At 44.3% G+C, this 24,072-nt stretch carries 20 protein-coding genes; 13 read left to right on the plus strand and 7 right to left on the minus strand.

The features are described from left to right. Window positions 1–35 precede the first annotated feature (35 nt). The gene (locus FYJ53_RS03765) at window positions 36–1,481 is read right to left on the minus strand and encodes a sigma-54-dependent Fis family transcriptional regulator (RefSeq protein WP_154557002.1); all 1,446 of its coding nucleotides are present in this window, start codon (window positions 1,479–1,481) and stop codon (window positions 36–38) included. 327 nt (window positions 1,482–1,808) lie between these two features. On the opposite strand from FYJ53_RS03765, the gene FYJ53_RS03770 reads away from it, so the two are divergent. Both FYJ53_RS03770 and FYJ53_RS03775 read left to right on the plus strand, forming a co-directional pair. Further along, a complete protein-coding gene (locus FYJ53_RS03770; protein ID WP_013381951.1) occupies window positions 1,809–3,446 on the plus strand; it encodes a BCCT family transporter in 1,638 nt (545 codons plus the stop codon). A 33-nt stretch (window positions 3,447–3,479) separates the two neighbouring features. Beyond that, window positions 3,480–4,883 (plus strand): trimethylamine methyltransferase family protein, encoded by a 1,404-nt coding sequence (locus FYJ53_RS03775; RefSeq protein WP_013381950.1) that lies wholly within the window; start codon window positions 3,480–3,482, stop codon window positions 4,881–4,883. Between the two features lie 176 nt (window positions 4,884–5,059). On the opposite strand, the gene FYJ53_RS03780 is transcribed toward FYJ53_RS03775, so the two are convergent. Next, complete coding sequence (locus FYJ53_RS03780; RefSeq protein WP_013381949.1) at window positions 5,060–5,455, minus strand: 4Fe-4S binding protein; 396 nt, start codon at window positions 5,453–5,455, stop codon at window positions 5,060–5,062. Window positions 5,456–6,089: 634 nt separating this feature from the next. Between FYJ53_RS03780 and FYJ53_RS03785 the strand changes: the two genes are divergently transcribed. From FYJ53_RS03785 to FYJ53_RS03805, 5 genes are all read left to right on the plus strand, one after another. Beyond that, a complete protein-coding gene (locus FYJ53_RS03785; protein WP_013381947.1) occupies window positions 6,090–7,304 on the plus strand; it encodes an NAD/NADP octopine/nopaline dehydrogenase family protein in 1,215 nt (404 codons plus the stop codon). A 170-nt stretch (window positions 7,305–7,474) separates the two neighbouring features. Then, window positions 7,475–8,326, plus strand: coding sequence for a 3-methyl-2-oxobutanoate hydroxymethyltransferase (gene panB / locus FYJ53_RS03790; protein ID WP_013381946.1), 852 nt, complete (start codon window positions 7,475–7,477; stop codon window positions 8,324–8,326). Window positions 8,327–8,364: 38 nt separating this feature from the next. Further along, complete coding sequence (locus tag FYJ53_RS03795; protein WP_073381914.1) at window positions 8,365–8,991, plus strand: B12-binding domain-containing protein; 627 nt, start codon at window positions 8,365–8,367, stop codon at window positions 8,989–8,991. A 136-nt stretch (window positions 8,992–9,127) separates the two neighbouring features. Then, a complete protein-coding gene (locus tag FYJ53_RS03800; RefSeq protein ID WP_013381944.1) occupies window positions 9,128–10,012 on the plus strand; it encodes a DMT family transporter in 885 nt (294 codons plus the stop codon). Window positions 10,013–10,040: 28 nt separating this feature from the next. Beyond that, a complete protein-coding gene (locus FYJ53_RS03805; RefSeq protein ID WP_013381943.1) occupies window positions 10,041–10,679 on the plus strand; it encodes a 5-methyltetrahydrofolate--homocysteine methyltransferase in 639 nt (212 codons plus the stop codon). A 91-nt stretch (window positions 10,680–10,770) separates the two neighbouring features. Here FYJ53_RS03805 and FYJ53_RS03810 read toward each other — a convergent pair whose 3' ends face one another. After that, window positions 10,771–11,415: a VWA domain-containing protein gene (locus FYJ53_RS03810; protein ID WP_073381911.1), complete on the minus strand. Its 645-nt coding sequence runs from the start codon at window positions 11,413–11,415 to the stop codon at window positions 10,771–10,773. Window positions 11,416–11,500: 85 nt separating this feature from the next. Between FYJ53_RS03810 and FYJ53_RS03815 the strand changes: the two genes are divergently transcribed. Next, on the plus strand, window positions 11,501–12,082 hold the full coding sequence (locus FYJ53_RS03815; RefSeq protein WP_013381940.1) for a hypothetical protein: 582 nt from the start codon (window positions 11,501–11,503) through the stop codon (window positions 12,080–12,082). A gap of 11 nt (window positions 12,083–12,093) precedes the next feature. Here FYJ53_RS03815 and FYJ53_RS03820 read toward each other — a convergent pair whose 3' ends face one another. From FYJ53_RS03820 to FYJ53_RS03835, 4 genes are all read right to left on the minus strand, one after another. Next, a complete protein-coding gene (locus FYJ53_RS03820) occupies window positions 12,094–13,356 on the minus strand; it encodes a helix-turn-helix domain-containing protein (protein ID WP_013381939.1) in 1,263 nt (420 codons plus the stop codon). A 301-nt stretch (window positions 13,357–13,657) separates the two neighbouring features. Further along, window positions 13,658–15,115 (minus strand): trimethylamine methyltransferase family protein, encoded by a 1,458-nt coding sequence (locus FYJ53_RS03825; protein ID WP_073381909.1) that lies wholly within the window; start codon window positions 15,113–15,115, stop codon window positions 13,658–13,660. Window positions 15,116–15,264: 149 nt separating this feature from the next. Next, on the minus strand, window positions 15,265–15,885 hold the full coding sequence (locus FYJ53_RS03830) for a corrinoid protein (protein WP_013381935.1): 621 nt from the start codon (window positions 15,883–15,885) through the stop codon (window positions 15,265–15,267). A 41-nt stretch (window positions 15,886–15,926) separates the two neighbouring features. Beyond that, window positions 15,927–16,970 (minus strand): ornithine cyclodeaminase family protein, encoded by a 1,044-nt coding sequence (locus FYJ53_RS03835; protein ID WP_013381934.1) that lies wholly within the window; start codon window positions 16,968–16,970, stop codon window positions 15,927–15,929. Between the two features lie 549 nt (window positions 16,971–17,519). Between FYJ53_RS03835 and FYJ53_RS03840 the strand changes: the two genes are divergently transcribed. From FYJ53_RS03840 to FYJ53_RS03860, 5 genes are all read left to right on the plus strand, one after another. Beyond that, the gene (locus FYJ53_RS03840) at window positions 17,520–19,022 is read left to right on the plus strand and encodes a trimethylamine methyltransferase family protein (protein ID WP_081474251.1); all 1,503 of its coding nucleotides are present in this window, start codon (window positions 17,520–17,522) and stop codon (window positions 19,020–19,022) included. Window positions 19,023–19,120: 98 nt separating this feature from the next. Then, window positions 19,121–20,782, plus strand: a complete 1,662-nt coding sequence (locus FYJ53_RS03845; RefSeq protein WP_013381932.1) for a BCCT family transporter — start codon at window positions 19,121–19,123, stop codon at window positions 20,780–20,782. 105 nt (window positions 20,783–20,887) lie between these two features. After that, the gene (locus FYJ53_RS03850; RefSeq protein WP_154557003.1) at window positions 20,888–22,645 is read left to right on the plus strand and encodes a sigma-54-dependent Fis family transcriptional regulator; all 1,758 of its coding nucleotides are present in this window, start codon (window positions 20,888–20,890) and stop codon (window positions 22,643–22,645) included. Between the two features lie 38 nt (window positions 22,646–22,683). Further along, window positions 22,684–23,583 carry a DMT family transporter gene (locus FYJ53_RS03855; protein ID WP_090413172.1) on the plus strand — a complete coding sequence of 300 codons (900 nt, stop codon included), beginning with the start codon at window positions 22,684–22,686 and terminating at the stop codon, window positions 23,581–23,583. Then, window positions 23,573–24,064 carry a prolyl-tRNA synthetase associated domain-containing protein gene (locus tag FYJ53_RS03860; RefSeq protein WP_013381929.1) on the plus strand — a complete coding sequence of 164 codons (492 nt, stop codon included), beginning with the start codon at window positions 23,573–23,575 and terminating at the stop codon, window positions 24,062–24,064. Before FYJ53_RS03855 ends, FYJ53_RS03860 begins: the two co-directional genes overlap by 11 nt. Window positions 24,065–24,072 lie beyond the last annotated feature (8 nt).

Below are 24,072 nucleotides of genomic sequence, written 5' to 3' on the forward strand. Positions count from 1 at the left end.
AACAGCCGAAAGGCTGTTTTATTTTTGTGTTCTTTTTAATCTTCAAAATGATAGCGGCTGTTTTTTATGCCAAGAGTCCGCATTTTGTACTGGAGGCTCTGTCTTACCATACCCAGGGACTCGGCGCTTTTGGTAATGTTATAATTGTGAGTGCTTAGCGCCTGGAGGATCACCTTTCGCTCAAACGCCTCTGTCAGGCTTTTAAGGGAATGAGAGCTGGCTGGACTCCAGGCTTCATTATCCAAAAGAGTGCGGCCAGCAGTGCTTTTTTTCAGATCCATTGGCAGCAGATCTGAGGTGATGACATTACTGTTGTAAGGTGAAAGTAAAATAGCACGGACGATGACGTGCTTGAGCTCGCGGACATTGCCTGGCCAGTCATAGTTAAAAAGAAAAGTCCGGCTGTCTTTTGAAAAGTCATAGAGTTTTTTACCCATGGCGGCTGACTCAGAATTTAAAAAGGAAAGGGCCAGCGGGATGATATCCTCCCGACGTTCTCTGAGCGGCGGCAGGGCAATGGTCAGGGTGGCCAACCGGTAGTACAGGTCGGAACGGACGCGTCCCCTTTCAATGGCGGCCTGCGGGTGCTCATTCATGGCGCTGATAATCTGGGCGTTGGTGGTGAGCTCCTTTGTGCTGCCCACCCGCCTGTAGGTACCGGTTTCCAGGATACGCAGAATTTTGGACTGGAGCATCAGATCCATGGAATTAATCTCATCCAGAAAAACAGTTCCGTTCTCCGCCGCTTCAAAAAGACCTTTGGTGTCGCTGGCGCCTGTGTAGGCGCCTTTTACTGTGCCAAAGAGTGTACTTTCAAGCAAAGCTTCCGGGATGGCAGAGCAGTTGATGGCCACAAAGGGCGCGCTGCTTCTGCTGCTGGCATTGTGAATGCTCTGGGCAAAGACCTCTTTCCCGGTTCCTGTTTCGCCATAAATCAGCACTGGGGCAGAGAGGCTGGCGGCCAGCTCAGCCTGCTGTGTGCAGTCACGGATGCTTTCCGATACACCAGAAATATCTGAGATCTGATAGCGGGTCCCGTTACTCTTTTTTTCCTGTTTACGAAGCTTTTCCTCTAATTGCTCCAGTTTTTTAGACAGATAGATAAAATCTGATTTGTCTCTGTAAATACACATGGAGCCAACAATTTCTTTTCCTGTTTTGTCAAAAATCGGATAGACGCAGCTGACAGCGTCAATGTGCTTTCCGTTGGCGTTCATGTAGTGGATATTAAAATCTTTTAAAGGTTCGCCATTTTTCAGTACTCTTAATGCAGGCGATACTTCGCCATCGTAAAATTTATAAACCTCCAATACGTGCTTGCCGATAACGTCTTCCCGCTTCATTGCGTCCAGAATCTCACTGCCTTTAGAAAAGCCCACAAAGCGTCCGCCACTGTCAAGAATATTGATCGAAATATCCTCTACCTTTTCAAAAATCTTAATGGTATCAAGATCCAGATAAAATTTTTTGTTTTTTTTCATAAAATCACTCCAATCTCACTGCTATAACTAACGCAATATTTATACCAAATATGAATAAACTGCAAAATAATATTGCCAGCAAAAATATTTTGCAGTTGTGGATTCTTTACAGATTAAGGGACCTTTAAGATATTAAGAACAAAAGGAGTGCATAAAAAATATGCGGTGTATTTATGGAAAGTCTTGAAAATGGCGGTTTTAAGCCATTTTTACTTTGGCATTGATCTTGCATTATATAAAATTGCGATTCATTTTGCTGAAGCATACTGCTGAAGGGGGGACATGAAGCAGTAGCGCAGATGAAAATTTTGTAAGAGGAGAGAAAAAATGAACGAAAAGAAAAAAGTGAGTTGGTTGAAGCAGATTGACTGGTGGGTAGCCCTTCCGGCGCTTTCTATTCTGGCAGCTCTGATGGCCTGGGCATTGATTGATCCAACCGGAATGGGGAATTCAATTACTGTTATTTTCAATTTTCTGACCGATGGATTCGGCTGGGTTTACCTGATGCTTGGGCTTCTGTTTCTCGGCTTCTGCCTTTGGCTGGCCTTTGGCCCTTATCGGAATGTAAAACTTGGGAAAGATGATGAAAAGCCCCAGCATTCCTTTTTCTCATGGTTTGCCATGATCATTGCCTGTGGTTACGGTGTTGGCCTGGTATTCTGGGGAGCGGCAGAGCCGCTGAGCTTTTTACAGACGCCGCCGATGGGCATGGAGCCTTATACGGCAGAATCTGCTGTAAGGGCGCTGGCACAGGCGTTCTTCCACTGGGGGTGGATTCCATGGGCCATCTATATGGTTGTTGGGGTGACCATGGGTTACTTTATTTTCAGAAAGGGAATGCCGCCGTTTTTCAGCCGAGTGCTTGAGCCTATCTTTGGCGATAAGGTAAAAACTAAAGGCTTTCGTATTCTTGATGGTTTTCTGGTGTTTGGTGTTGTCGGTGGTGTCACCACAGCTACAGGGCTTGGGATTCTTCAGCTGGCGTCGGGCCTGTTCTCGCTTTTCGGTATACCGGAAAACAATCTAACCTATATCATCATTGCCATTGCGTGGGCCGCCCTGTTTACTACAAGCGCTGTCAGCGGAATTGACAAGGGGATCAAGATTCTCAGCAATCTGAATATTCCGCTGTGTATCCTGGTCTGTGTGGTTGTCTTTATTGTCGGACCGACCGCCTTTATTTTAAACACTATGAGCAGCTCGCTGGGCGACATGCTTGGAAACTTCTTCCCAATGGCTTTATGGACAGACAGCATTGATAAGACAGGCTTTGCCCAGGGATGGACGATTTTCTACTGGGCGTGGTGGATCGCTTCCGCGCCGTCAACCGGGCTCTTTGTAGCGGACATCTCACGTGGCCGTACCCTGAAGGAAATTGTGCTGGTTCATCTGGGCGCAGCCCCAATCGCTACCTGGCTGTGGTTCGCAACTTTTGGCGGAACTGCTATTTTCCAGGAAATGTTCCAGAATTTAGGATTGGTTGCTTCCATGAATGACATGGGAACACAGTCCGTTGTCTTTACCATGCTGTCGCATCTGCCCCTCGGTCAGATTCTGGCAGTGCTGTTCCTGATTTTAATCTTCCTGTTCCTGGCAACAACCGTCGACTCTTTTTCATATGTTTGCGCCCAGGTATCAACAAAGGAAGATCAAAATCCAAAAATGCCTTCAAAACCATTGAGAGCTGTTTGGGCCATCGCTATCGCGGCATTAGCCATTACAATGATTTTGGTTGGTAAAGGCCAGATCCAGAGCTTGCAGTTGTCTTCGGTTGTGGCCTCTATTGTCATTATGGTGGTAATGGTTCTGATGATTATCTCGATGTTTAAATCACTTAAGCAGGAAGAACTGGAAGGAACCATTGACCTTGGCCGTTTAAACAGCAGACAACATATTTTAGAAGAAAAACAAAAAGCAAATGAGTTGAAAAAAATTCAGCGTGCTGCCAAAAAAGACAAAGCATAAAAATTTAATTAATTAGCTAGGTGAAATGAGAAAATGAGATTAAGATTTAATTTTGCAGAAAAGGAAGAGCTTGACCAAATTCATGAAGCCACATTGGATGTTTTAAAAAATGTTGGCGTGAACTTTCATGAAAAAGAAGCTCTTGATATTTTTAAAGCACATGGTGCCAGAGTAGACGGCAATACTGTGTTTATTGAAGCGGATATGGTCACGAAAGCCCTGTCGACCGCTCCTTCAAAGTTTGAATGGAAGGGCCGTGAAAAAAGTGTCGTCATTGGTGATGGCGGCAGCATATCGGTTCCATGTTATGGCCCGATTTACCGTCTGAAAGATGGAGAGATTAAAGATATTGTTCCGCAGGATTATGTGGATGTCACAAAGCTGCACGAAAGCAGTAACGTGCTGGATGCCGGGAACCCCAATGTTATGGAGCCGGTGGCGATCCCAAGAGATATTCGCCGAAATTACCAGATGGCAACAGCCCTAAAATACCACACCAAGCCGGTCATGGGCATGGTTGATGGTAAGGAGGCGGCTGAAATGAGTATTCAGATGGCCCAGGATTTCTACGATGTACACGACCAGACACCAGTTGTCGCTGGACTCATCAATGTCATGTCACCTCTGGGCATCAGTACCGCCATGTGTGAAGCGCTGATTACCTATGCCAGAGCCGGACAGCCTGTTGTCGTAGCTGAGGGCGGCTTTCCGGGTGTTACCCTGCCGCCGAGCATCGCCGGAACACTGGTGTCCAACAATGCCGGTATACTGGCCGGTATCACGCTGGCGCAGCTGGTAAATCCTGGAACACCGGTTGTTTACGGCCTCCCTGCTGTGAGCGGTGATTTGAAGGTGATCTCCATGGCAATCGGCGGCGCCGAAACCCCTTTGTTTGTTTACTATGCCAAAGAAATTGCCAATTACTATCATCTGCCGGTGCGGGCCGGCGGCGGCCTCACAGACGCCAAAGCTGTCGATTACCAGGCCGGCAAGGAAACTGCACTAAACCTCTTTGCAACCTATGGTGCAGGCATTGACTTTATCATTCATGCCTGCGGCATCCTGGATACCTATAATACCATCAGCTTTGAAAAGCTGGTGCTGGACGAAGAGGCAGCCTTAAGTATCAAGCGTCAGTTTAAGGGCTTTGTGGTGGATGACAGGCATATGATGATTGAAGAAATTGCCAAGGCCGGCCCGGGCGGAAGCTATATTAACAAAAGGACACCAAAGATTTACCGGGAAGAGTTTATGCTTCCTAAGCTGGCGAACCGTGAAACGACACAAAACTGGCTGAAAGACGGCGCAAAAAGCGTTGAGGCTCTGGCCGCCGATATGGTAGAAGAACGAATCGGTAATTATAAACTCCCTGAATTAGCCGATTTCCAGGAAAAAATATTAGAAAAATACATTCCGCAGGAGTGGAATGCAGACTAAAAACTTGTTTGCCTAAACGATGCTAGAAATGATTGACTCCCTCAATTGACTAGTGTAAAGAAGACCGCGCACCCACGGTCTTCTTTTTTGGTATGAGCCAATATTAAAAACGCCGCCTTCCCTAAAAGAAGGCAGCGCTTTTAATGGATCGAATTTGAATTTTTTAAATGAAGCTTCTAGCTTTCGACAATTTCAAGGATATCCATCGGGCACGCTTTGGCGCAGATGCCGCAGGCAATACATTTGGACGGGCTGTCCTTGTCTTCAGCTTTAACGATAAGGCCGAAAGGACAAACTTCAACACATTTACCACAGTTTGTACAAAGCTTTTTGTTGATCATGTAGACACCCTTAGGATTCTGAGAGATTGCGCCGGCTTCGCAGTTTTTAGCGCATTTGCCGCACTGTACACAGACTTTGGTTTTTAAGTCGCCGTTGTCTTTTACGTCAACTTTAATACAGGATAAATCATGACCATAGGCTCTGTCTTTATAGAAAGCAGTTGAACAAGCCCATTCACAGGCCAGACAATTCATACAGAGGGACTGATCGGTTACTTTAAGTTTTTTCATAATGATAATACTCCTTCTCTCGGATCTTTGAGATTGAAGCCTACAAAGAATCCGTTCCCCAATATTTATTCTACCTTAATTCTAACGAGAATGATTTCAATTGTCAATAACAAATCATTCCATATTTTGGAGTATTTTTTGGATGAATCGGGCAGACTTGTCCCCAAAAGAGGGCTAAATTTTACTCTATCGAATAAAACGGAATGGAAGCATACAAGCGCTTTGGGATTTTCAATAAAAACAGCACCGATTTTGGCACCTCATATCGAAAAAATGCCGGCTTTTTTTGGTCAATTTCCAAAAGATGATAAGTGGTGCAAAAAAATATGCATGTGCAAAAACCGATTACACATTTTTGAAAAGGGCTTAAAATCGCCATAAAAAAAAGGTTTTTTTTAAAAACGGGCCTGATTCCCCCAAAAAGAGCAAAAAAATTTGCAGTTTTAATTTTTGGTAAAAATCCTTCTGGATGATAATAAACTCCAGAAAATGGCTTGAATAGGCTTTTTACCAAAAAAAGTAATTATTATTTCATGGGAATTAAATTTGGCACGCATATTGCGTTATATAATGGCATCACACAAATTAAAAAGTAAAAGAAAATCCAAAGGAACAAAAAAGGAGAATGAAAACAATGGCAGATATGAGTTATTTAAAAGACAAGCCAATTGCGGTATTGGGCGCAGGCGGTGTTGGTAAGGCAATCGCAGGGGACTGTGCTTTAGGTGGCGCAAAAGTGAGAATTTGTGACATGGAACCCTTCGCACAGAAAACATTAATGAATGTTGACAAAGTTGGGATCAAATTCTACGGCGAACAGTGTAACCTCTACGGTTTCGAACGTGAAGGCTTTGCTAAAATGGACAAGGTAACAACAGACGTAGCTGAAGCTGTTAAAGGTGCAGGTATCATCGTTGTTGCAACACCGACCTTCGGCCACAAACCTTTCTTTGAAAAATTAATCCCATGTCTGGAAGACGGACAGGTTATCCACATCTTCCCAGATAACTATGGTTCTTTAATCTTACGCAAAATGATGCGTGAAGCTGGCTGTACAGCAAAAGTTATCATCGGCGGCTGGTCTTCTTCTACATACGGAAGCCGTGTTGATATGCCTGGTGGTGTTATCACTCACAAAATCAGAGTATACTACCGTGCGATCACCCTGCGTGGTGCTGCAATGCCGGCAACCGATACAGAAGCTTTCATCGAAAGCTCCAAATACTTACCGTCTATGGACGCTGTAACCAACGGCGACGGCGCGGTAGCAGGTGATACGGTGTTAGATACTGGTTTCTCTAACGTTAACCCAGTTCTTCACTGCCCAGGCGCAATCCTCGGTGTATCCACAATGGAAAACTTCGGAACCATCTTCGGTGAAGACAAATATAAATTCTCGATCTACTCCCACGCATACTGCCCATCCATTTCTCAGGTACAGTACACCTTTTATGAAGAAGAATGCACTTTAGCTGAAAAACTGGGCGTCGGCATCCAGCCATATGAAAAAGAACACTTCTTCTCACGTGAAAATGTTCTTGGCCAGGAATACATGGGACTGGATTACTTAATTCCATTCGACAAACAGGATCCAATCCAGTACGGCACCGGCCCCTTCGACATGAACAACCGCTATATCACTGAAGATATCCCAGTTGGCTGCTATGTATACCAGCAGTTGGGTGATGTTTTAGGCGTAGAAACACCCGTTGTGGACTCTATGATTAACCTGGCTAACGCGATCCACGGCAGAGACTTGACCGAAAACGGCTATACCTTAGAATACCTGGGGATTGACGGCATGTCGGTTGAAGAATTAAATACCTACTTAAGAACAGGCGAAAAATAAATTTCCTCATTAACTTTACATCATAAATAAACCTTACTTAAAATACCGGACAGCTCCGGCTGTCCGGCCCCCTCTTGTATTTAAAAATAAATAAAAAGAAATGTTATATACCGGAAAATTTTGAGAGCTTTGGGAAATATGTGAGACTCAAAAAATAAAAGGAGACTATCGTGAAAAAAAGTATTATCGATTTTAGAAGAATGGCCGCTGAAGGCGAAAAAATCGTTTATTTGACAGGCTATGATTATCTGACCGCTAAATATGAAGAACGTGCAGGCGTCGACATGATTTTGGTAGGGGACTCTCTGGGGATGGTTACCCTGGGACATGAAACCACCTACCCTGTAACCATGGATGATATGATCGCACACTGCTCTGCGGTAAGACGCGGTGCACCGAATACCTTTATTGTTGGGGACATGCCTTACATGTCTTACCAGATTTCGGATGAAGAAGCTGTTTTCAATGCTGGCCGCTTCACCAAGGAATCTCTGGTGGACGCCATCAAATTAGAAGGCGGCACAGACTCTGTATGTGAAAGAATCAAAGCCATCGCGGATGTTGGTATTTTAGTCATGGGCCACATTGGCCTGACACCTCAATTTGCAGCTCAGATGGGCGGCTATAAAGCCCAGGGCAAGAGCGCAGACGCTGCCATCGAACTGGTTAAGCAGGCCATGAAGATTGAAGAAGCCGGCGCGGCCTTTATCTTGGTTGAAGGTGTTCCGGCAGTTGTTGGAAAAGCCATTACTGAAAAATTAAGCATTCCTGTACTGGGGATCGGCGCTGGATCCTACACAGATGGCCAGCTGTTGATTTACGCAGATATGGTAGGCTACTATGATGACTTCACACCGAAATTCGTTAAGAAATATGCCGATGTTGGCGGCGAACTGTTAAAAGGCTTTACAGCTTACTGCGAAGAAGTCAGAAGCGGCGCTTTCCCGGATGACTCTAAACACGCCTATGTTATCGCTGATGAAGAAGCAGCCGAACTCGAAAAGTTATTAAAAGAAATCTAAATCATTGGGAAATTGATTAAGAAAAACAGGAGAAAATTATGAGTACTTTAGCAAATCTTGGGGAACTGGTTGTAGCCGGTAACGAGAGCGGCGTTGTAGAAGCAGTCAACGCCATGGTTGCTGACAAAGCAGATCCAGTTGCGATTATCAACGAAGGATTATTAAGCGGCATGAACGTTGTCGGCGAAAAATTTAAAAACGGCGAAATGTTTGTCCCTGAAGTATTAATGGCAGCCCGCGCCATGAACGCTGGTATGGCCATTGTTAAACCATTGATCGCGGATACCGATCTTCCGACACTTGGAACCATTGTTATCGGAACCGTTAAGGGCGACCTCCATGACATTGGTAAAAACCTGGTTGTGATGATGTTAGAAAGCGCTGGCTTCAAAATCGTTGATCTTGGTGTCGATGCTAAACCAGACGACTTTATCAATGCTGCAAAAGAAAACAATGCGGATATCGTGGCAATGTCAGCCATGCTGACAACCACCATGACCGTGATGGAAGAGGTTATCAACGGCTGCAAGGATGCCGGCGTAGACGCCTGCTACCTGGTGGGCGGCGCTCCGTTAACCCCTGTTTTCAGCGAAAAAATCGGTGCAACCTATGCTGCCGAAGCCTCTCAGGCTGTGGAAACCGCTAAACAGATGGTTATCGCTTAAGATAGATTTGATTCGTTATAAACCCTTCTAAAAATATAAATACCGATAGCTCTTTGGATTGTTGGTCACAGTCTGAAGAGCTATTTTTTAAAAATAAACAGGGAAGGCACTTTGAGAAGAGTGAAAGGGCATATCAATGTCAAAAGGGGTAGTAGCGGCCATTTGTGCCGCTTTCAGCGCCGGGATGATTCCGATCTTTACAAAGCTGATGATGAATGCTGGGTTAACCTCAGCTCAGGTTCTTTTTTTCAGGTATATGTGGGTGTTCATTATGGCTGGCGGCTGGATGATGATTCGTAAAAAAAGCTTTCACATCACCAGAAAACAGCTGTGCGCGCTTTTTTTCTTTACCGTAGCAGGATACGGCGGCGCGACCTTTCTGCTGGCCTCCTCCTTTAATTTTTTGCCGGTGGGTCTGGCCACAATGCTGTACTTCACCTATCCCATGTTCGTCATGCTGATAATGACCCTGCTTTTTAAGGAAAAGCCCACCAAAATAAAAACAGCCTCGCTGCTTCTGGCGGTCTTTGGCATTTTATGGCTAATGAATTTTGATTTTTCCATCGTGAATATCGGCAGCGTTCTGGCAGTGGGGGCAGGGCTGGCCTATGGCGTTTACCTTGTGGGGATACGAAAAAGCAGCATGAAGAATATGGACAATATGGCCATTGTTTTTTATCTGGCAGGGATCAGCTGTGTGCTGTTTTTTGGCCAGGGATGCCTTACAGGCACGCCGGATTTTTTAACCATCGGACCGCTTGAGCTTTTCTATGGTCTGATTCTTGGATTTATCACGGTTTTTGTACTGGGAGTCGTGGCTTTTGCCATCAAAGCCATCGGCCCGACAAAAACCTCGCTGATCATTTCCTTTGAGGCCGTGGTTTCTCTGGTGATGGGCATTCTGGTTTTTAGTGAGCCCTATGGTGTTAATACCTGGGTGGGCTCCATATTGATGACCCTGTCTGTGATTTTCATTACCAGAGAAAACACAGAGGAGGCATTGGTCGCGGCTGAAAAATGAGTTATAATAGAGAGCAGGAGGTGTGAAAATGGAAAAGGTTTATCATATTCCGATTCGGATGGAGCGGGATATTGTGTTCAAACGGATGCATATTTATGAAACGCAGCCGAATTACAATGAGTTTTTGGCAGCCTACAACGAGCTGGCAGAGGAGATTCCAAAACTAGTGGACGCCAGAGGAATTTATGTCCTGAAAAAAGCCGATGGCCGTGTGCCAATGCACAAGGGGCTTTGCGAGGTCAGCCATTTTGTATACGTGATGGTCACTCTGGGCGCTGGAATCAGTGACCGATGCACCGCTTACTTTGCCGAAAAGAATTATCTGAAGGGATTGATGATTGACTCCATTGCCGACCAGCTGCTCTTCAATCTGTCGGATGATTTTTATCCGGTTATCCGAGAGGATGTTTTCGAGAAGCAGGGCTATGCGCTGACGGTTCGTTACCAGCCGGACGACTACATTATTCCCATTCAGAATCAGAAGGTTATTCTGGAGGAAGCAGACGGCAGTGACCTGTTAAACGTTTCTGTGACAGAAGGCTTTATGTACAATCCCTTGAAAACCATGGGCTATGTATACGGCGCCGATAAAAATATGCAGATCGCGGAAAAGGATCATGACTGCGGCCTGTGCTCAAATTATGGATGTGAATTCCGGTCTGTATAAGGTTGAGCCATGGTCAGCAGAGCAAAAAAGATATATGCTGTTTCAACATATAGCGCTAAAACGAATGAAAAGCCCGAAAGCTGGGCTTTTTTCAATTTGGCCTATTTTTTTCGGAAAACGACTGATCGCTTTTAGTGTCATTTTGACAGGAGGGAGCAGCGCGGAGAGATGAAACCATATCGCAGGCGCTGGCCATCATCTTGTGGATTCCCGCGCTGTCCGCTTTATAACCAAAAGCCCGAAAAGGCTGTATGCCGATGGTCTCTGCAACACTTGCCACATCAATGTTTGCGCCGAAAAATAAAAATTCCCAGCTGTATTTTTCCTGCTGATGCCGGATCATATTCTGAACTTGCTGATGTGTGTATTTTTTACTGGCGTTTTCGTAGCCGTCGGTGGTAATGACGACAATCACCTTTTTGGGGCGATCGGACTCGGGCGTTTCGGCAAGACGCAAGCCTGTGTCGGTCACTGCCTGTCCAACAGCGTCATAGAGGGCTGTACAGCCCCGGACAAAATACTGTCGGTCTGTGAGTACGGCGTTTTTAGGGCAGACGCTCTGGTACAGACACGCGTATTCGTGATCAAAAAGAACGGTGGTGACGCGAAGCTCGCCGGCTTTTTTGGCCTGCGCTTTTAAAAATTGATTATAACCGCCAATGGTGTCGGCCTCCAGCCCTGCCATTGAGCCGCTCCGGTCCAGTATAAAAATGATCTCTGTTAAATTTAGATTCATGATGAGGTCTCCTTTCTTTTTATGATATGATAATAACATCTTTGAAAGAAAAATGGTCGCCTGAAGGGCGACATCGGAGGTTATGATGCTGTCACAGAAATTTTTATCCGAACTCAGAAAATTTGTTGAAAAAGAACAGAGGCAGGCCGTCGATGAATCTGCCAGAAAAAAGCAAAGAGATTCCGCGGCAGTGTGCGCGCGCAATGTAGAGGCAAAAGCATTGAAGGTTTTTGGAAAAAGCCATCAAGAGGACGTGTGCCTGAGCCAGGGGACTTTGGTCGCTTCAGAGGAAAGCCTGGACAGCTACATTGTGCTGAATCGCGGACCGGGTTTTACAGGTCTTCTCTTTAAAATGATTGATGCGCGGGGCCTTCCAGACAAGGCAGTCTACCATAAAGCCGGCATTGACCGCCGTTTGTTTTCAAAAATAAGAAGCGACCCGAAATACCATCCGTCAAAGGCCACGGTCATCGCTCTGGGCATTGCGCTGGAAGCCGATCTGGACGAGATGGAAGCCCTTTTGTGCGAAGCCGGCTATGCTCTTTCCGGCAGTGAAACCTTTGACTTAATCATCCGCTACTGTGTGGAGCATCGCGTTTTTGATTTGGACGAAATCAATGAGGCGCTGGACAGCTTTCAATTAAAGCCACTCGGAGGAGTGGCTTAAAAATTTCGTTTTTATTTTTTTCCTGACCGGTATTTCTTTGGGGTAATACCGGTAATTTTTTTAAAAACCTTTGTAAAATAACTCTGATCCTCATAGCCGACGAAAAGAGCAACCTCGACAATGCTCATTTTGGTGTTCTGCAAGAGCTCCTTGCTTCGGTTAATCCGGATTTCGTTGAGATACTGCGTGAAACTGATGCCTGTTTCTTCTTTAAACAGCTTAGATAGATAGGAATCTGAAACATGCAGATAGTCTGCCAGCTTCTGGAGAGTGATTTTGTTCATGTAATTGGCTCTTGTGTGCTCAATGGCCTGGTTGATCAGATAGGAGTCTCCTGAGTAAATATTGTTAAAAATATTTTTTGTGAAATGGTCGATAATTTTAACAGTCCATGAGCTCAGAACCTGGATGCTGTCAATTTTATTGAGCTCAGTGATCAGGTCAAGATTCAGGCCGAAGATCTTTTCAAGCGAAGCCCCGCCCTCTACCGAAGCCCGGGAGAGAATAGTGACAAGCTCCAGAATTCTGGCCTTGATGACCTCAAGGTTGCCGCCCTCAATCAGCAGAATTTCATTTACTAAAAATTTGAGAGTTACCTGGGCGCCCTCGTGATCACCTTCCTTCACCTGCCGCACAAGCTCCTGTTCCTTTTCATAGGGGTAAACCAATGGGATATTGTTCTTTTTATGCTCGTGGATACGCTCTCCAATTTCAGATTGATCATGGTATTCAGAGCTTAGCTTTTCATAGGCTTCTGTATTGGGGTACAGGCTCAGGATCGCCGCGTTTAGGAGTTTAGCTAAATGGTTTACCTGGGAAGGGGTGAAAATTTTCATATTTCGGATAAAGAGTGTAGTATTATAGAGCACCTCAGGTGAGGCCTGGTGGATGGTGAACATATCCCGGATAGTGCTCTCCTCAATGGTTCCCATGGCAATGGGGCCGGCAATGACAGAACCGGCAAATTGCTGGCCGTCGAGGATGGCGATGGCGATATTGACAAAGCCTGAGGGACAGACAAATATATAGGGCTCTCCAAGACGGTGTGCCCAGGTTGCAGCAAAGTGCAGTGCGTTTGGACAGAGGCTGGATTCTGTCTCGGACTGATTAAAGTACCGGCAGATTTTTTTATCCTCAAAGTAGGTGCCCAACGGATGGGTGTTCTGGTCATATAAGGTTACCGGAACATCTGTCGCATAATAAAATGAGGTAAGAATGTCCTCGATGGCTTCGAGGTTTAACTGGTGGTCTTCTTTAAAAATAGTTTCTTTCATAGAATTATCTGCCTTTCTGTCCTTTCTGCATTTGTTATTGATTATTATATCATATTTTGAAAATATCTACAAAAGTTTTGTTGAAAAATACCATTAAATCCTTTAAAATCATGAAATATATCAAAAAATTTATAAAAGCAGAAAACAGTTTTATATTTATTACAAAATTATAAGAAAATTAATAACAGGATGATTATGAAAATTCAGTAAAAACATTTCTTTAAATTCAATTTAAAAAATAAAACCGGTATGCTTGCTGGGGCTGCATACCGGTTTAGAAAAGAGGGATTTTTCTGAGGCTTTAAAATTTTTCAGATTTAGGTAAAAATTTGTTTAAAATTTGTTTTTGAGTTTGTGTTAAATCAGGCAGAGTGTAATTTTCAACTCTTTCTTCAATTTCCTTTGCCACCCGTTCGCGGATATCACCGATTTTGTCGGCGATAGGCTGGGGATCTCCGGCGGCGCGGTTAAAGAGCTTGGTCAGGTAGTGCTCCTGCCGGTAGTCTTTTGGTGTCCTGCCGGACAGATAATTACCAAGCGGTCCGGCTTTTTTGATTTCAGCAAAAACCTTTTCTGCTTTTGTATCGCTGATATCAATACCGCGGTTCAGTCTCAGAAGAATTCGGTTAACTTCTTCGTCCATCACGAATTTTTCATAGCTTCCGAGGGCATAGGACTGGAGGATACCCGCGTGGTGCAGGATAAAGTCTGCTTTGCCCAGATAGGTTGTCATAAGGTTCATAAAGGTTTCCACCCCGGCCTGGTAATCGGGCTTCATGGAGTCTGTTCCAGCAACGCCGGTGCGCACTGGGATCTGATAATAGCGGGCCAGTGACAGTGAAGACATCTGGATCAGCTGAGCCTCCGGTGCGCCGATGGCGAGAGCTACCTCACGCATATCTGTGGCGCTCGAGACGGAGCCATAAATAACAGGCACACCTGGGTTGATGAGTTGGGTCAGCACGATACCGGCCAGAATAGTCGCATTGTTCTGGATTACAGTTCCAAGCAGCGCTGCCGGGGCAGTCATGTTTGTCATGGAACAGGTGATAATGGTTACAGGCTGTCCTTCTTCGCATAAGCCGATAATATTATCCAGTACCTCATAGGAGTAACCAAGGGGTGAGAGAGCGCACGCATTGGTCAGGAGAACTGGTTTATCCCAGATATCGTAGAACTCTTTGTAAAGATTTGCAATACCGCGGGCGGCTTCCTTGAGACTTTTGCCGCGGGTGTTCAGGCTGTTGGCCACATTGCCGTAGGTTGGCTTTTTAGAATATTTCAGGCACATGGCCACCTGAGGCAGGTAAAAGTCATCCTGATCTTTGTCAAGGTCAGGCGTATCGAAAGCAGCGTTGTTGACAAAATCAGTCACGTCGCTGGTATCCATAAGTTTCAGGAATTTAATCATGTCCGCCATTTGGGCCACACGGTAGGTATCATCCTCAAACAGGAACTTGGAAGGACCGTAGCAGCCAACTGTTTTTGGACGGAAGGGTTCACCAATTGATGTTTCACCGCTGCTTGTATGAACAGTGAAGGTTTTGGGAACCGTCTCCAGTGCTGCGTTCAATAAGGATTCATCGATTTTAACAATACTTCCTTCAACCGTTGCTCCGTGTTTTTTGAAAATATCCAATGCTTCTTCGCAATTGAAGGAGACACCCACTTCTTTTAAAACTTTCAGGGTGTATTCATGCAGAAGTTCAACATCGCGGGTAGAGACATAATTTTCATAAAATTTTCGATTAATATACATTATTGGATTCCTCCGATATTTTTTGAATTTTGGATGCAACGGTATCCAAAGGCAGTCGCATCAATGGCCCACTCTTTTTTGAAAGAGGAAGAAAGAGTGGGCAGGTTCTTTATTTTAAAAATTTGTCAAAATAGTTTGTTTTTAAGTTTTTAAACCAATGCTTTGGCTTTTTCGGCTGCAGTTGACGCATCAGCGGTGTAGATGGCGCTGATCTTTTCAGCGTAGGCTGGTGTTACTGGCGCGCCGCCGATCATATACTTGGCATCAATGCCTGCGTCTTTACAGGTTTTGATAATTTCATCCATGTAAGTCATGGTGGTTGTCAACATGGCGGACATGGCCACAATATCCGCATTGTTTTCTTTAGCGGCTTCAACGAAGGCTTCCTTTTTAGCGTCAACACCAAGATTAACCACTTTGAATCCAGCACTTTCAAGCATCATAACCACCAGGTTTTTCCCAATGTCATGGAGATCGCCTTTGACAGTGCCGATGACAACTGTACCAAGGGAGGTAACATCACCTTCGGCCAGAAGCGGCTTAACAATGTCCATGCCAGCGTTCATGGCGCGGGCAGCCATTAAAACCTCAGGAACAAACATTTCGCCGTTTGCAAACTTTTCACCGACAACATTCATACCGGTCAACAGACCATCATTGATAATTTCAAGAGGTGCTGCATTGCCAGATAAAGCGGCGTTAACTTCATTGACAACGCCGTTTTCGTTTCCGCTTACAACATAATCGCTGATCATTGCATAGTTACTCATAATTTTATCCTCACTTTTTTTAATTTTATATAAGAATGCTTTTACAGGTCAAGCTTTTGGCCAATGCCCTTTTCAAGGGCGATATCGAATATTGCGCGGGCAACCGTCATATCACAGACAGACATCCCAATATTGCTGCAGACAATCAGTTCATCCTTGGAAGTTCGGCCTTCAGCTAAGCCAGCGAGAATCTCGCCGGTCTGGCAGTAAACCTCCGGGAGCCCCTTATCTGCCGGGAAGTAGCCCATCTCTGCAAACAGCTCGTGCTCCTCTTTGCTGTCGACAATGTATTTATCGGCACGGTACTGTGTCTTAAGGTCAAAGAAGGTGTTCATGTCACAGGGCACAATGGTCTGCCCGGCTGAGATCCATTCGTCCTTAACAACGCACAAAGGATCTTTTAGGATGATGGTGGCAGAACTCATGACCTCACATTTTTCAGCGATTTCCTGAGGCGAAGCAGCCTTGATGATTTCAACATCAATTTCGGGCTGGACAATTTTAATCAGGTTATCAGCAGCAGCTTCCACGACATCATATACATAAATTTTTTTCAGATTTTTGAGTGTTCTCGTGACATAACGCACATGTTCAATCCCCTGTACACCACAACCAAACATACCAAAGTTTTCAGCATCTGGATGAAGGGCAGCAGCAGCTAAGACTGTAACAGCTGGTGTGCGCATGGCGGTAATCCAGGCACAGTCCATCACTGCGACAGGGACACCGGAAAGCACATCGTTTAATACCAAAAGGCCAGTTGTCTGTGGAAGATTGTACTTCTTTGGATTGTTTGGGTAGCATTCGATCCACTTACACCCAATGGCTCTCTGCTCTGGAACATAGGCTGGCATTGCATGGAAAAAGACTTCTGTCCATGGATGAACGCCAATTTTTGCGGGCATCTCAAATTCTTTTTTTCCGTGGGAGATCAACGTTTTCTTGGTGATTTCCAGAATATCGTCGCGTGTGAGGCCGATATTCTCACATTCTGGTTTTGTCAGATAAATAATTTCTTTGCCAATATCCAGTTTCTTCGAAATGTTTTCTCTGTCTTGTTCAAAATAAGCGTGATCAAAATTCATATATATTCCCTCCAAAAGTTGATAGATTAAAAAAGTTTATGTTTGCTGGATAAGAGATGCAATACTCGTGCCAAAATTTCTGGTTTTCGTAAAAATAAAGTGTCTTAAACTTTGATTACATATATATATAACAAAGAAAAAGTACTTTCGGAAAAGCATTAAGAAAAAAAACGGAGGGTGCGTAGGTCAAAAAAAGCGTCTTAAAAGTGGACGTTTTTTTGACAAATAATAACAATTTTTACATTTTTTGACAAAATTAAAGAGCTTACCAAAAAGTTTTCGTTATTTTTTTAACATTTTTGGCAGGTGTAAAAAATGTCAAAATAATTTTTACATTTTTTGACAAATTTGACGTTTTTTATTCAAACGGATTAATACGTTTTCAATAGAAATTCTTTCTTAATAAAATGGAATAAAATTTTATGACAGGAAGGAGACTTTTGTATATATAAGGTTGGAAAACCACAAATCCCAGTTGAAACTACCACTTTTTTAAAATGTTTTACGAATATGGCACAGGTCTTGCATTAATATCACCCCAAAAGGTTTATGTTAAAAACGATCGCATTTGTTGATCAAGAGAAAAAGGAGAAAACGATGGATAACTTATGCAACTACACAAGTAGACAACAATTAGGTATTGAAGTTTTTAACGATGATCAATGCGCAATGATTCATCAGGCAATTTTAGAGGTATTAAAAGAGGTCGGTGTTGATGTCTATAATGACAAGGCACTGGAAATTCTTAAAAAAGCAGGAGCCTTCGTCGATGGCAGACGCGTTCGTTTCCCTGCTGCGATGGTTGAAAGCGCTATTCAGTCCGCACCTTCCCAGGTAACACTCTACTCTCAGGATATGGAATCCAAGATGATCCTTGGCGGCAAGCGTTTTTATTACGGACCTGGCCCCACCGTTATCAATACACTGGATCCATACACCGGTGAGCGGAAAATTCCTCATTATGAAGATACCTGCAAGGCCGTGAAGGTAATGGATGCGCTTCCAAACATTGACTATCTGATGGACTTTGGGACCATTGATGGTGTCGAAACCAGCGTTTTAGATGTCTACTGCTTTAAGGCAATGTTTGAAAACTCTCCGAAGCCGATTTTACACTGGGCTTATAACCGTGACAATGTTCAGGCAATGATCGATATGGGTGCAAAAGTGCGCGGCAGCTATGAAGAACTTGAAAAATATCCATTTTTCGCAGTTTATTCTGAGCCGATCACCCCGCTGATCCACGAAAACGAAGGATTGGATGTTATGATGACCATGGCAGAGCATGGACTGCCGGCTGTCTACACCTCTGCTGCTCAGGCAGGTATGACTGCCCCGGTTACACTGGCAGGTACTATGGTTGTCGAACTGGCCGAATCCCTGTCCGGTCTGGTAATCAACCAGTTGATTAAAGAGGGTGCGCCTTATATTATGGGCGGCGTCTGTACCTGCGTGGACATGTCCTCAATGCAGATTACCTACAGTTCACCAGAATTCAATCTGCTGCAGGGCGGACTGAGCAAAATGTCTCAGTTTTATAACCTTCCTGTATTCACAACAGCTGGCTGCTCAGACTCCAAGTGTCTTGACCAGCAGCACGGCATTGATCAGGCAACAAGTATCCTGATGTCCGCACTCTATGGCGGTAATTTAATCCATGATGTCGGATACATGGAATCGGGTCTGCTAACCTCCATGGAAGCCCTTGTCATCGCAAACGAAATTATTGGACAGACCAAGCAGATTATCCGCGGTATTGAAGTAACAGACGAGTCTTTGGCTGTCAACATTATCAAAAATGTAGGACCTGGCGGAAACTTCTTGGCCGAACGCCAGACATTTGAAAAGTTCAAAACCGAATGGTGGCTTCCACAGTTATTTAACCGTAAAGTATACACCAACTGGGAAGCAGACGGAAAACCAGAGCTTAAAGACCTGGCCAATGCAAAAGTCAGAGATATTCTTGAAAACCATCAGCCTAAAACCATCCCGGCAGACGTCAGCAAGGACTGTGACGATATCTTGAAAGCTTTAATTGCTAAATACAATTAAGAATGTGTGTATCTTGAATTAAGGCAGATGACAGTCTGCCTTAATTCCTCTATAATGTTCCTTGTGGCATAAAATGAATTATGAAAGTGAGGGGAAAAATGGATAAGCAGCAAACAACAGAAAAGAAGGGATTCTTTGATATTGTGAATAAGTGGGTATTCTTTTCATCGGGAATCGCCCTTGTTATTTTCGTAGCTTTTGGCTGCATTGCACCGCAGACCTTTGCCAACGGCGCCAACGCGGCATTAAATTTTGTTCTGAAATATTTCTCATGGTTTATTACGCCTGTAGCCTTTTTTATGGTTATCTTCTGCCTGTGGGCCGGGTTCAGTAAGTTCGGAAAGATTAAACTGGGCGGGCCTGACGCAAAGCCAAAAATGAGCAAACCGGTTTGGTTTGCCATTGCGCTAACATCGGGGATTGCCGTCGGCATCAATTATTATGGCGTTTATGAACCCATCAGCTTCGTGTACAATCCTCCGGCGTTCTTGGGTGTAGAACCCCTGTCCTCCGGCGCGATTCTGAACTCTTTAAAATATACATTCCTGCATTGGTGCCTGCATCCCTATGCCATCTACACGACTGCAGGCCTTTGTGTGGTATTCTTAATTTACAATGCGAAAAAACGTTACCGTGTCTGTACCTCTCTGTATCCGCTTTTGGGCAAAAAAACCTATGGCGGCATTGGTAATTTTATCGATGCTGTTGCTATTTTTGCAATTATCGGCGGGATCGCCACATCTCTTGGTTTTGCGACACTTCAGATTGCCCGCGGTCTGGACACGATTGTCGGCTTTGAAAGCAATATGGTCAACTGGCTGATTATCATCGCCATTATGACAGTGTTCTATACAGCCTCCAGCATTTCGGGTCTGCACAAAGGGATTACCTATATCAGTAATTTGAACACAGTTTTATACTTCTTCGTATTAATCTTTTCGTTTATTGTTGTTGATCCCATTGGTGTTACAGAGTTGACCATTACGGCCATCGGACAGTATTTTAATGAATTTATTAACCTTTCACTGTTCTTAGACCCCATTGCCAGGACAGGCTGGGTAGGAGCAAACAATGTATTCTTTAATACCTGGTGGATGGTCTTTGCGCCGTTGATTGGTTTATTCCTAGTCAAACTGGCTTATGGCCGGACAATTCGGGAATTTGTTACAGTTAACCTGATCGCACCGGTTGTGTTCTCCTTTGTCTGGTTTGGCGTATTTGGCGGCGGCAGCATTATCCTTGAAAAATTCTTTGGAACAAATATTGGACAGATCGTTGAGCAGGTAGGCTCAGATATGGCGCTGTACGCATTCTTCAACCAGCTGCCGTGGAGCCAGTTTATGAACGTAATCGCCCTTCTTATTGTTATCTTATCCTTTGTTACCTTGGCTGAGTCAATGACTATGTCTATTTCAGCCATGACACTCAAGGAATTTCAAGATGAAACTGGTGAGGCAAGTCCTCCAAGAATTGTCAGTATTTTCTGGGGCGCTATCATGGCTTTAGCAGCATATACTTTGTTGATTTCCGGCGGAACCGACGCCCTGCAGACTTCGGTCATTGTCTGTGGCCTGCCCCTCTGTGTGATTATGGTCTTTATGATGGCATCTTACTTCAAATCCATGAAACGGCTTGATGAATATGATATCTATAGTAAAGGGGACTTGTCAGTTTATGACACGTCTGAGAAAGAGCGTCTAGAGAGGGTTGCAGCAGCTGAAGCAGAGGCCAGTGGAAGTAGTGTTGAAAAAAATGAGTGATGGAATAAAGGGGTGGATGCGTTCGCCCCTTTTATCCAATTTTTAAAATGTTATAATAATTACAGCAACTTAGTTTATAAACGGTTTCTAAAGGAGGTATTGATAATGGCAGAAATAGACAAAAAAGTGAATGATACGATGCAGGAATTCATTGATTTTATTGATTTAAGATACAAGGGACTGGTCATAACAGACCAGTTTAAAAAAATTGTCAAAGTCAATGACCGTTTTTTAGAAATTTTTCATTTGAACACCAGTGATGGTCTGGAGTTTCATCTTGAGGAGCTGTTTTTAAAATATGGAATTGATGAGGATTCTGAATACTTCTATGATCTTGATAAAAACCAGGTAAATGTCCGATTGAAAACAATGACCTTTGGAGAAGAAACCGTACTTAATATCTGGATTTTTGAGGTGGTTGGGATGAAGAATGCGCGAATCAGTCTTTTGGAAACTATTGTACAGTTCAGCAAGGATGGGATTCACGCTGTTAACCAGGATGGCAAGATAATCATTTATAATGAGGCTCAGGGGAAGATCGACCACTATGAGCCTTCAGAGGTCATTGGCAGGCATGCCATGGATATTTACGCGCTGGATTATGAATCCAGTCTGCTGCTCAGAGTGCTGAAAACACAGAAGCCAATTGAAAATGTCCGGCAGGGCTATTATACCAAGGCAGGAACCTTTGTGGACTGTGTCACATCGGTTATCCCGCTTTTTTATCATGGAAAGATTTTCGGATCAGCCGCGATTGTGAGGGATTATAATGGTATTCTGCAAACCCTTGGAAAAGAAAAGGAGCAAGTGAACTCTGAAAAAATCAAGAGTATTACCACACAGCCAAACTATGAATCCAAGCAGACGCGTTATACCTTTGACAGTATTATTACAGTGAACCCTGAGCTCGCAAAGAGCATACAGTCTGCCAAACAGGCAGCTCAAACCGATTCGAACATTCTCATTATCGGTGAGACGGGAACAGGGAAAGAGATGTTTGCGCAGAGCATCCACGCCTACAGCCCGAGGAGGAACAAGCCCTTTCTGGCCATTAACTGTGCAGCCATACCCGAATCCCTGTTGGAGGGCCTGCTGTTCGGGACGACAAAGGGCTCTTTTACTGGCGCTACCGACAAGCCTGGGCTCTTTGAAGAAGCTGACGGAGGGACTATTTTTCTGGATGAGATCAACTCCATGTCCCTGTTTCTTCAGTCAAAGCTTTTAAGAGTTTTGGAGGAACGAACCGTTACGCGTCTGGGATCAAATAAAATGATCCATGTGAGTGCGCGAATCATCTCAAGCTGCAATGAAAATCCTGCACAGGCGATTCAGGATAATAATTTCAGAAGTGACCTTTTTTATCGTCTGGCAGTTGTCTATATTGTGATCCCGTCATTGCGGATGCGCCTGGATGATGTAAGTCTGCTGACTAAATATTTTATCGAAATGTATAATAAGCAGTTTGATAAAAAAATCGTTGGAGTCGATTCAGAGGTTAGTCAGCTTTTTGAAAACTACAGCTGGCCAGGAAATGTCCGGCAGCTCCGGCACCTCCTGGAGTCTGCCATGAACGTCATTGATCCGGATGAGACCTATATCGGCATACGGCATCTGCCCAAATATATTTTAGGTGAGGATAAAATCGGAAATTATGAAGGGCAGCCAGAACAGCACCGTGAGATACGGACTTCGGTTTCGATTGACAAGGGACAGAATATTTTTGAGGAATTAAAGGAAAAAGAGAAAGAGTTTATCATCGAAAGCCTGACCAAAAATGGCGGAAATATCGCAAAAACAGCCAAACAGATGGGCATGAGCCGACAGAAGCTATACTATAAGCTGAAAAAATACAATTTAAAATAAAACGGCAGAGGTATTTTCAGAAAAGTAAAGGGAGTAAAATGTTTAAGGGAATCGTTATTTCTGTGATCGGTGCCGCGGCCTACGGTTTTATCTCACTTTTTACCAAAAATCTGGTCAATCTGTCTGTAACCAGCGATACCATACTGGTCAGCCGGTTTTTGATTATTTTTCTGGTGATCGGCCTTTATCTGGCAGCCAGAAAAAAGCTGGTAAAGCCCACAAAAAAACAGATTAGGGATTTACTGATATACGGCGTTATCGGCTACGGCGGAGCGATTTTTCTGCTGGCCGAATCCTATATTTTTATGCCCATGAGCCAAGCAACCATGATCCACTTTTCATATCCGCTGTTTGTCGCGTTTTTTATGGTTGTCTTTTATAAGGAAAAAATAACATGGGTAAAGGCTTCCGCCCTTGTCCTGACTTGTCTGGGAATTGCATTCCTTATGGAATTTAATTGTACAGTAAACCTTGTGGGACTGCTCATCGCCCTTCTATCTGGCGCGGCTTTTGGCCTCTATATGGTCAGTGTCAGTGAGAGCAGTATCAAAGATCTGGATCCGTTAAACCTGCTTTTTTATCTGGCCTTGGTGGTGGTGCTTGTGTTTGGCACATGGGGCATAATAAAAGGTGAACTCCATCTTGTCGGTCTCGGGTCTGCTGTTTACGTGTCAATGCTGGGGGTGGCGGCTTTGTCCATTATTGGTATTGGTTTTTCAACGGTTGCCATCCGTACCATCGGTCCGACCTATGCAGCGATGATCTGTGTGCTTGAGCCGGTAGTGGCGCTTTTATGCGGCGTTGGCATTTTTAGGGAGCCCCTGACAGCCTACGGTTTTCTGGGGAGCCTGATGATGTTTGCGGTTATTCTGCTTATCGCCTTTGAAGGTTATTTAAGAAAGAAAAAATCAGAAAGAGGGAATAATAATGGAAACTGAAGCGAAAAAGGTATATGATTTTTTAAACGCGCTTGGTGTAGAATATCAGGTGATTGAGCATCCGCCGGTTTACACCTGCGATGAACTGGAGCAATATATGGACGGCGTCAAAGGGGCGCACTGTAAAAATCTTTTACTACGAAATAAAAAAGGGAACCGTCATATTCTGGTGATTCTGGAAGAATCCAAGCAGATGAATATCAAGGAATTTGGCAAACAGATCGGGATCAGCAACTTGAGCTTCGCTTCCGAGGAACGTCTCCTCAGATATCTGGGGGTTACCACCGGGGCGGTCTCTGTTTTTGGCATCATTAATGATCAGAAGCATGAAGTAGAAGTTTATATTGACCAGGATGTTTTGGATCAGGAGTTTGTGAACTTCCACCCTAATGTCAATACATCTACGGTTCACTTTAGTGCAGACGGTCTGAAAAAGTTTCTGGCGGCCTGCGGCAATCCTGTGGAGATCGTCCGAGTTTAAAAAGAAAT

Origin of the sequence: Eubacterium sp. BL-380-WT-2B (assembly GCF_009696115.1) — a bacterium.
Lineage (GTDB): Bacteria > Bacillota > Clostridia > Eubacteriales > Eubacteriaceae > Eubacterium > Eubacterium callanderi.

Coding starts and splice junctions, on each gene's coding strand:
- FYJ53_RS03765 (WP_154557002.1), bottom strand. CDS start 1,481: ATGAAAAAAAACAAAAAATTTTATCTGGATCTTGATACCATTAAGATT.
- FYJ53_RS03770 (WP_013381951.1), top strand. CDS start 1,809: ATGAACGAAAAGAAAAAAGTGAGTTGGTTGAAGCAGATTGACTGGTGG.
- FYJ53_RS03775 (WP_013381950.1), top strand. CDS start 3,480: ATGAGATTAAGATTTAATTTTGCAGAAAAGGAAGAGCTTGACCAAATT.
- FYJ53_RS03780 (WP_013381949.1), bottom strand. CDS start 5,455: ATGAAAAAACTTAAAGTAACCGATCAGTCCCTCTGTATGAATTGTCTG.
- FYJ53_RS03785 (WP_013381947.1), top strand. CDS start 6,090: ATGGCAGATATGAGTTATTTAAAAGACAAGCCAATTGCGGTATTGGGC.
- FYJ53_RS03795 (WP_073381914.1), top strand. CDS start 8,365: ATGAGTACTTTAGCAAATCTTGGGGAACTGGTTGTAGCCGGTAACGAG.
- FYJ53_RS03800 (WP_013381944.1), top strand. CDS start 9,128: ATGTCAAAAGGGGTAGTAGCGGCCATTTGTGCCGCTTTCAGCGCCGGG.
- FYJ53_RS03805 (WP_013381943.1), top strand. CDS start 10,041: ATGGAAAAGGTTTATCATATTCCGATTCGGATGGAGCGGGATATTGTG.
- FYJ53_RS03810 (WP_073381911.1), bottom strand. CDS start 11,415: ATGAATCTAAATTTAACAGAGATCATTTTTATACTGGACCGGAGCGGC.
- FYJ53_RS03815 (WP_013381940.1), top strand. CDS start 11,501: ATGCTGTCACAGAAATTTTTATCCGAACTCAGAAAATTTGTTGAAAAA.
- FYJ53_RS03820 (WP_013381939.1), bottom strand. CDS start 13,356: ATGAAAGAAACTATTTTTAAAGAAGACCACCAGTTAAACCTCGAAGCC.
- FYJ53_RS03825 (WP_073381909.1), bottom strand. CDS start 15,115: ATGTATATTAATCGAAAATTTTATGAAAATTATGTCTCTACCCGCGAT.
- FYJ53_RS03830 (WP_013381935.1), bottom strand. CDS start 15,885: ATGAGTAACTATGCAATGATCAGCGATTATGTTGTAAGCGGAAACGAA.
- FYJ53_RS03835 (WP_013381934.1), bottom strand. CDS start 16,970: ATGAATTTTGATCACGCTTATTTTGAACAAGACAGAGAAAACATTTCG.
- FYJ53_RS03840 (WP_081474251.1), top strand. CDS start 17,520: ATGTTAAAAACGATCGCATTTGTTGATCAAGAGAAAAAGGAGAAAACG.
- FYJ53_RS03845 (WP_013381932.1), top strand. CDS start 19,121: ATGGATAAGCAGCAAACAACAGAAAAGAAGGGATTCTTTGATATTGTG.
- FYJ53_RS03850 (WP_154557003.1), top strand. CDS start 20,888: ATGGCAGAAATAGACAAAAAAGTGAATGATACGATGCAGGAATTCATT.
- FYJ53_RS03855 (WP_090413172.1), top strand. CDS start 22,684: ATGTTTAAGGGAATCGTTATTTCTGTGATCGGTGCCGCGGCCTACGGT.
- FYJ53_RS03860 (WP_013381929.1), top strand. CDS start 23,573: ATGGAAACTGAAGCGAAAAAGGTATATGATTTTTTAAACGCGCTTGGT.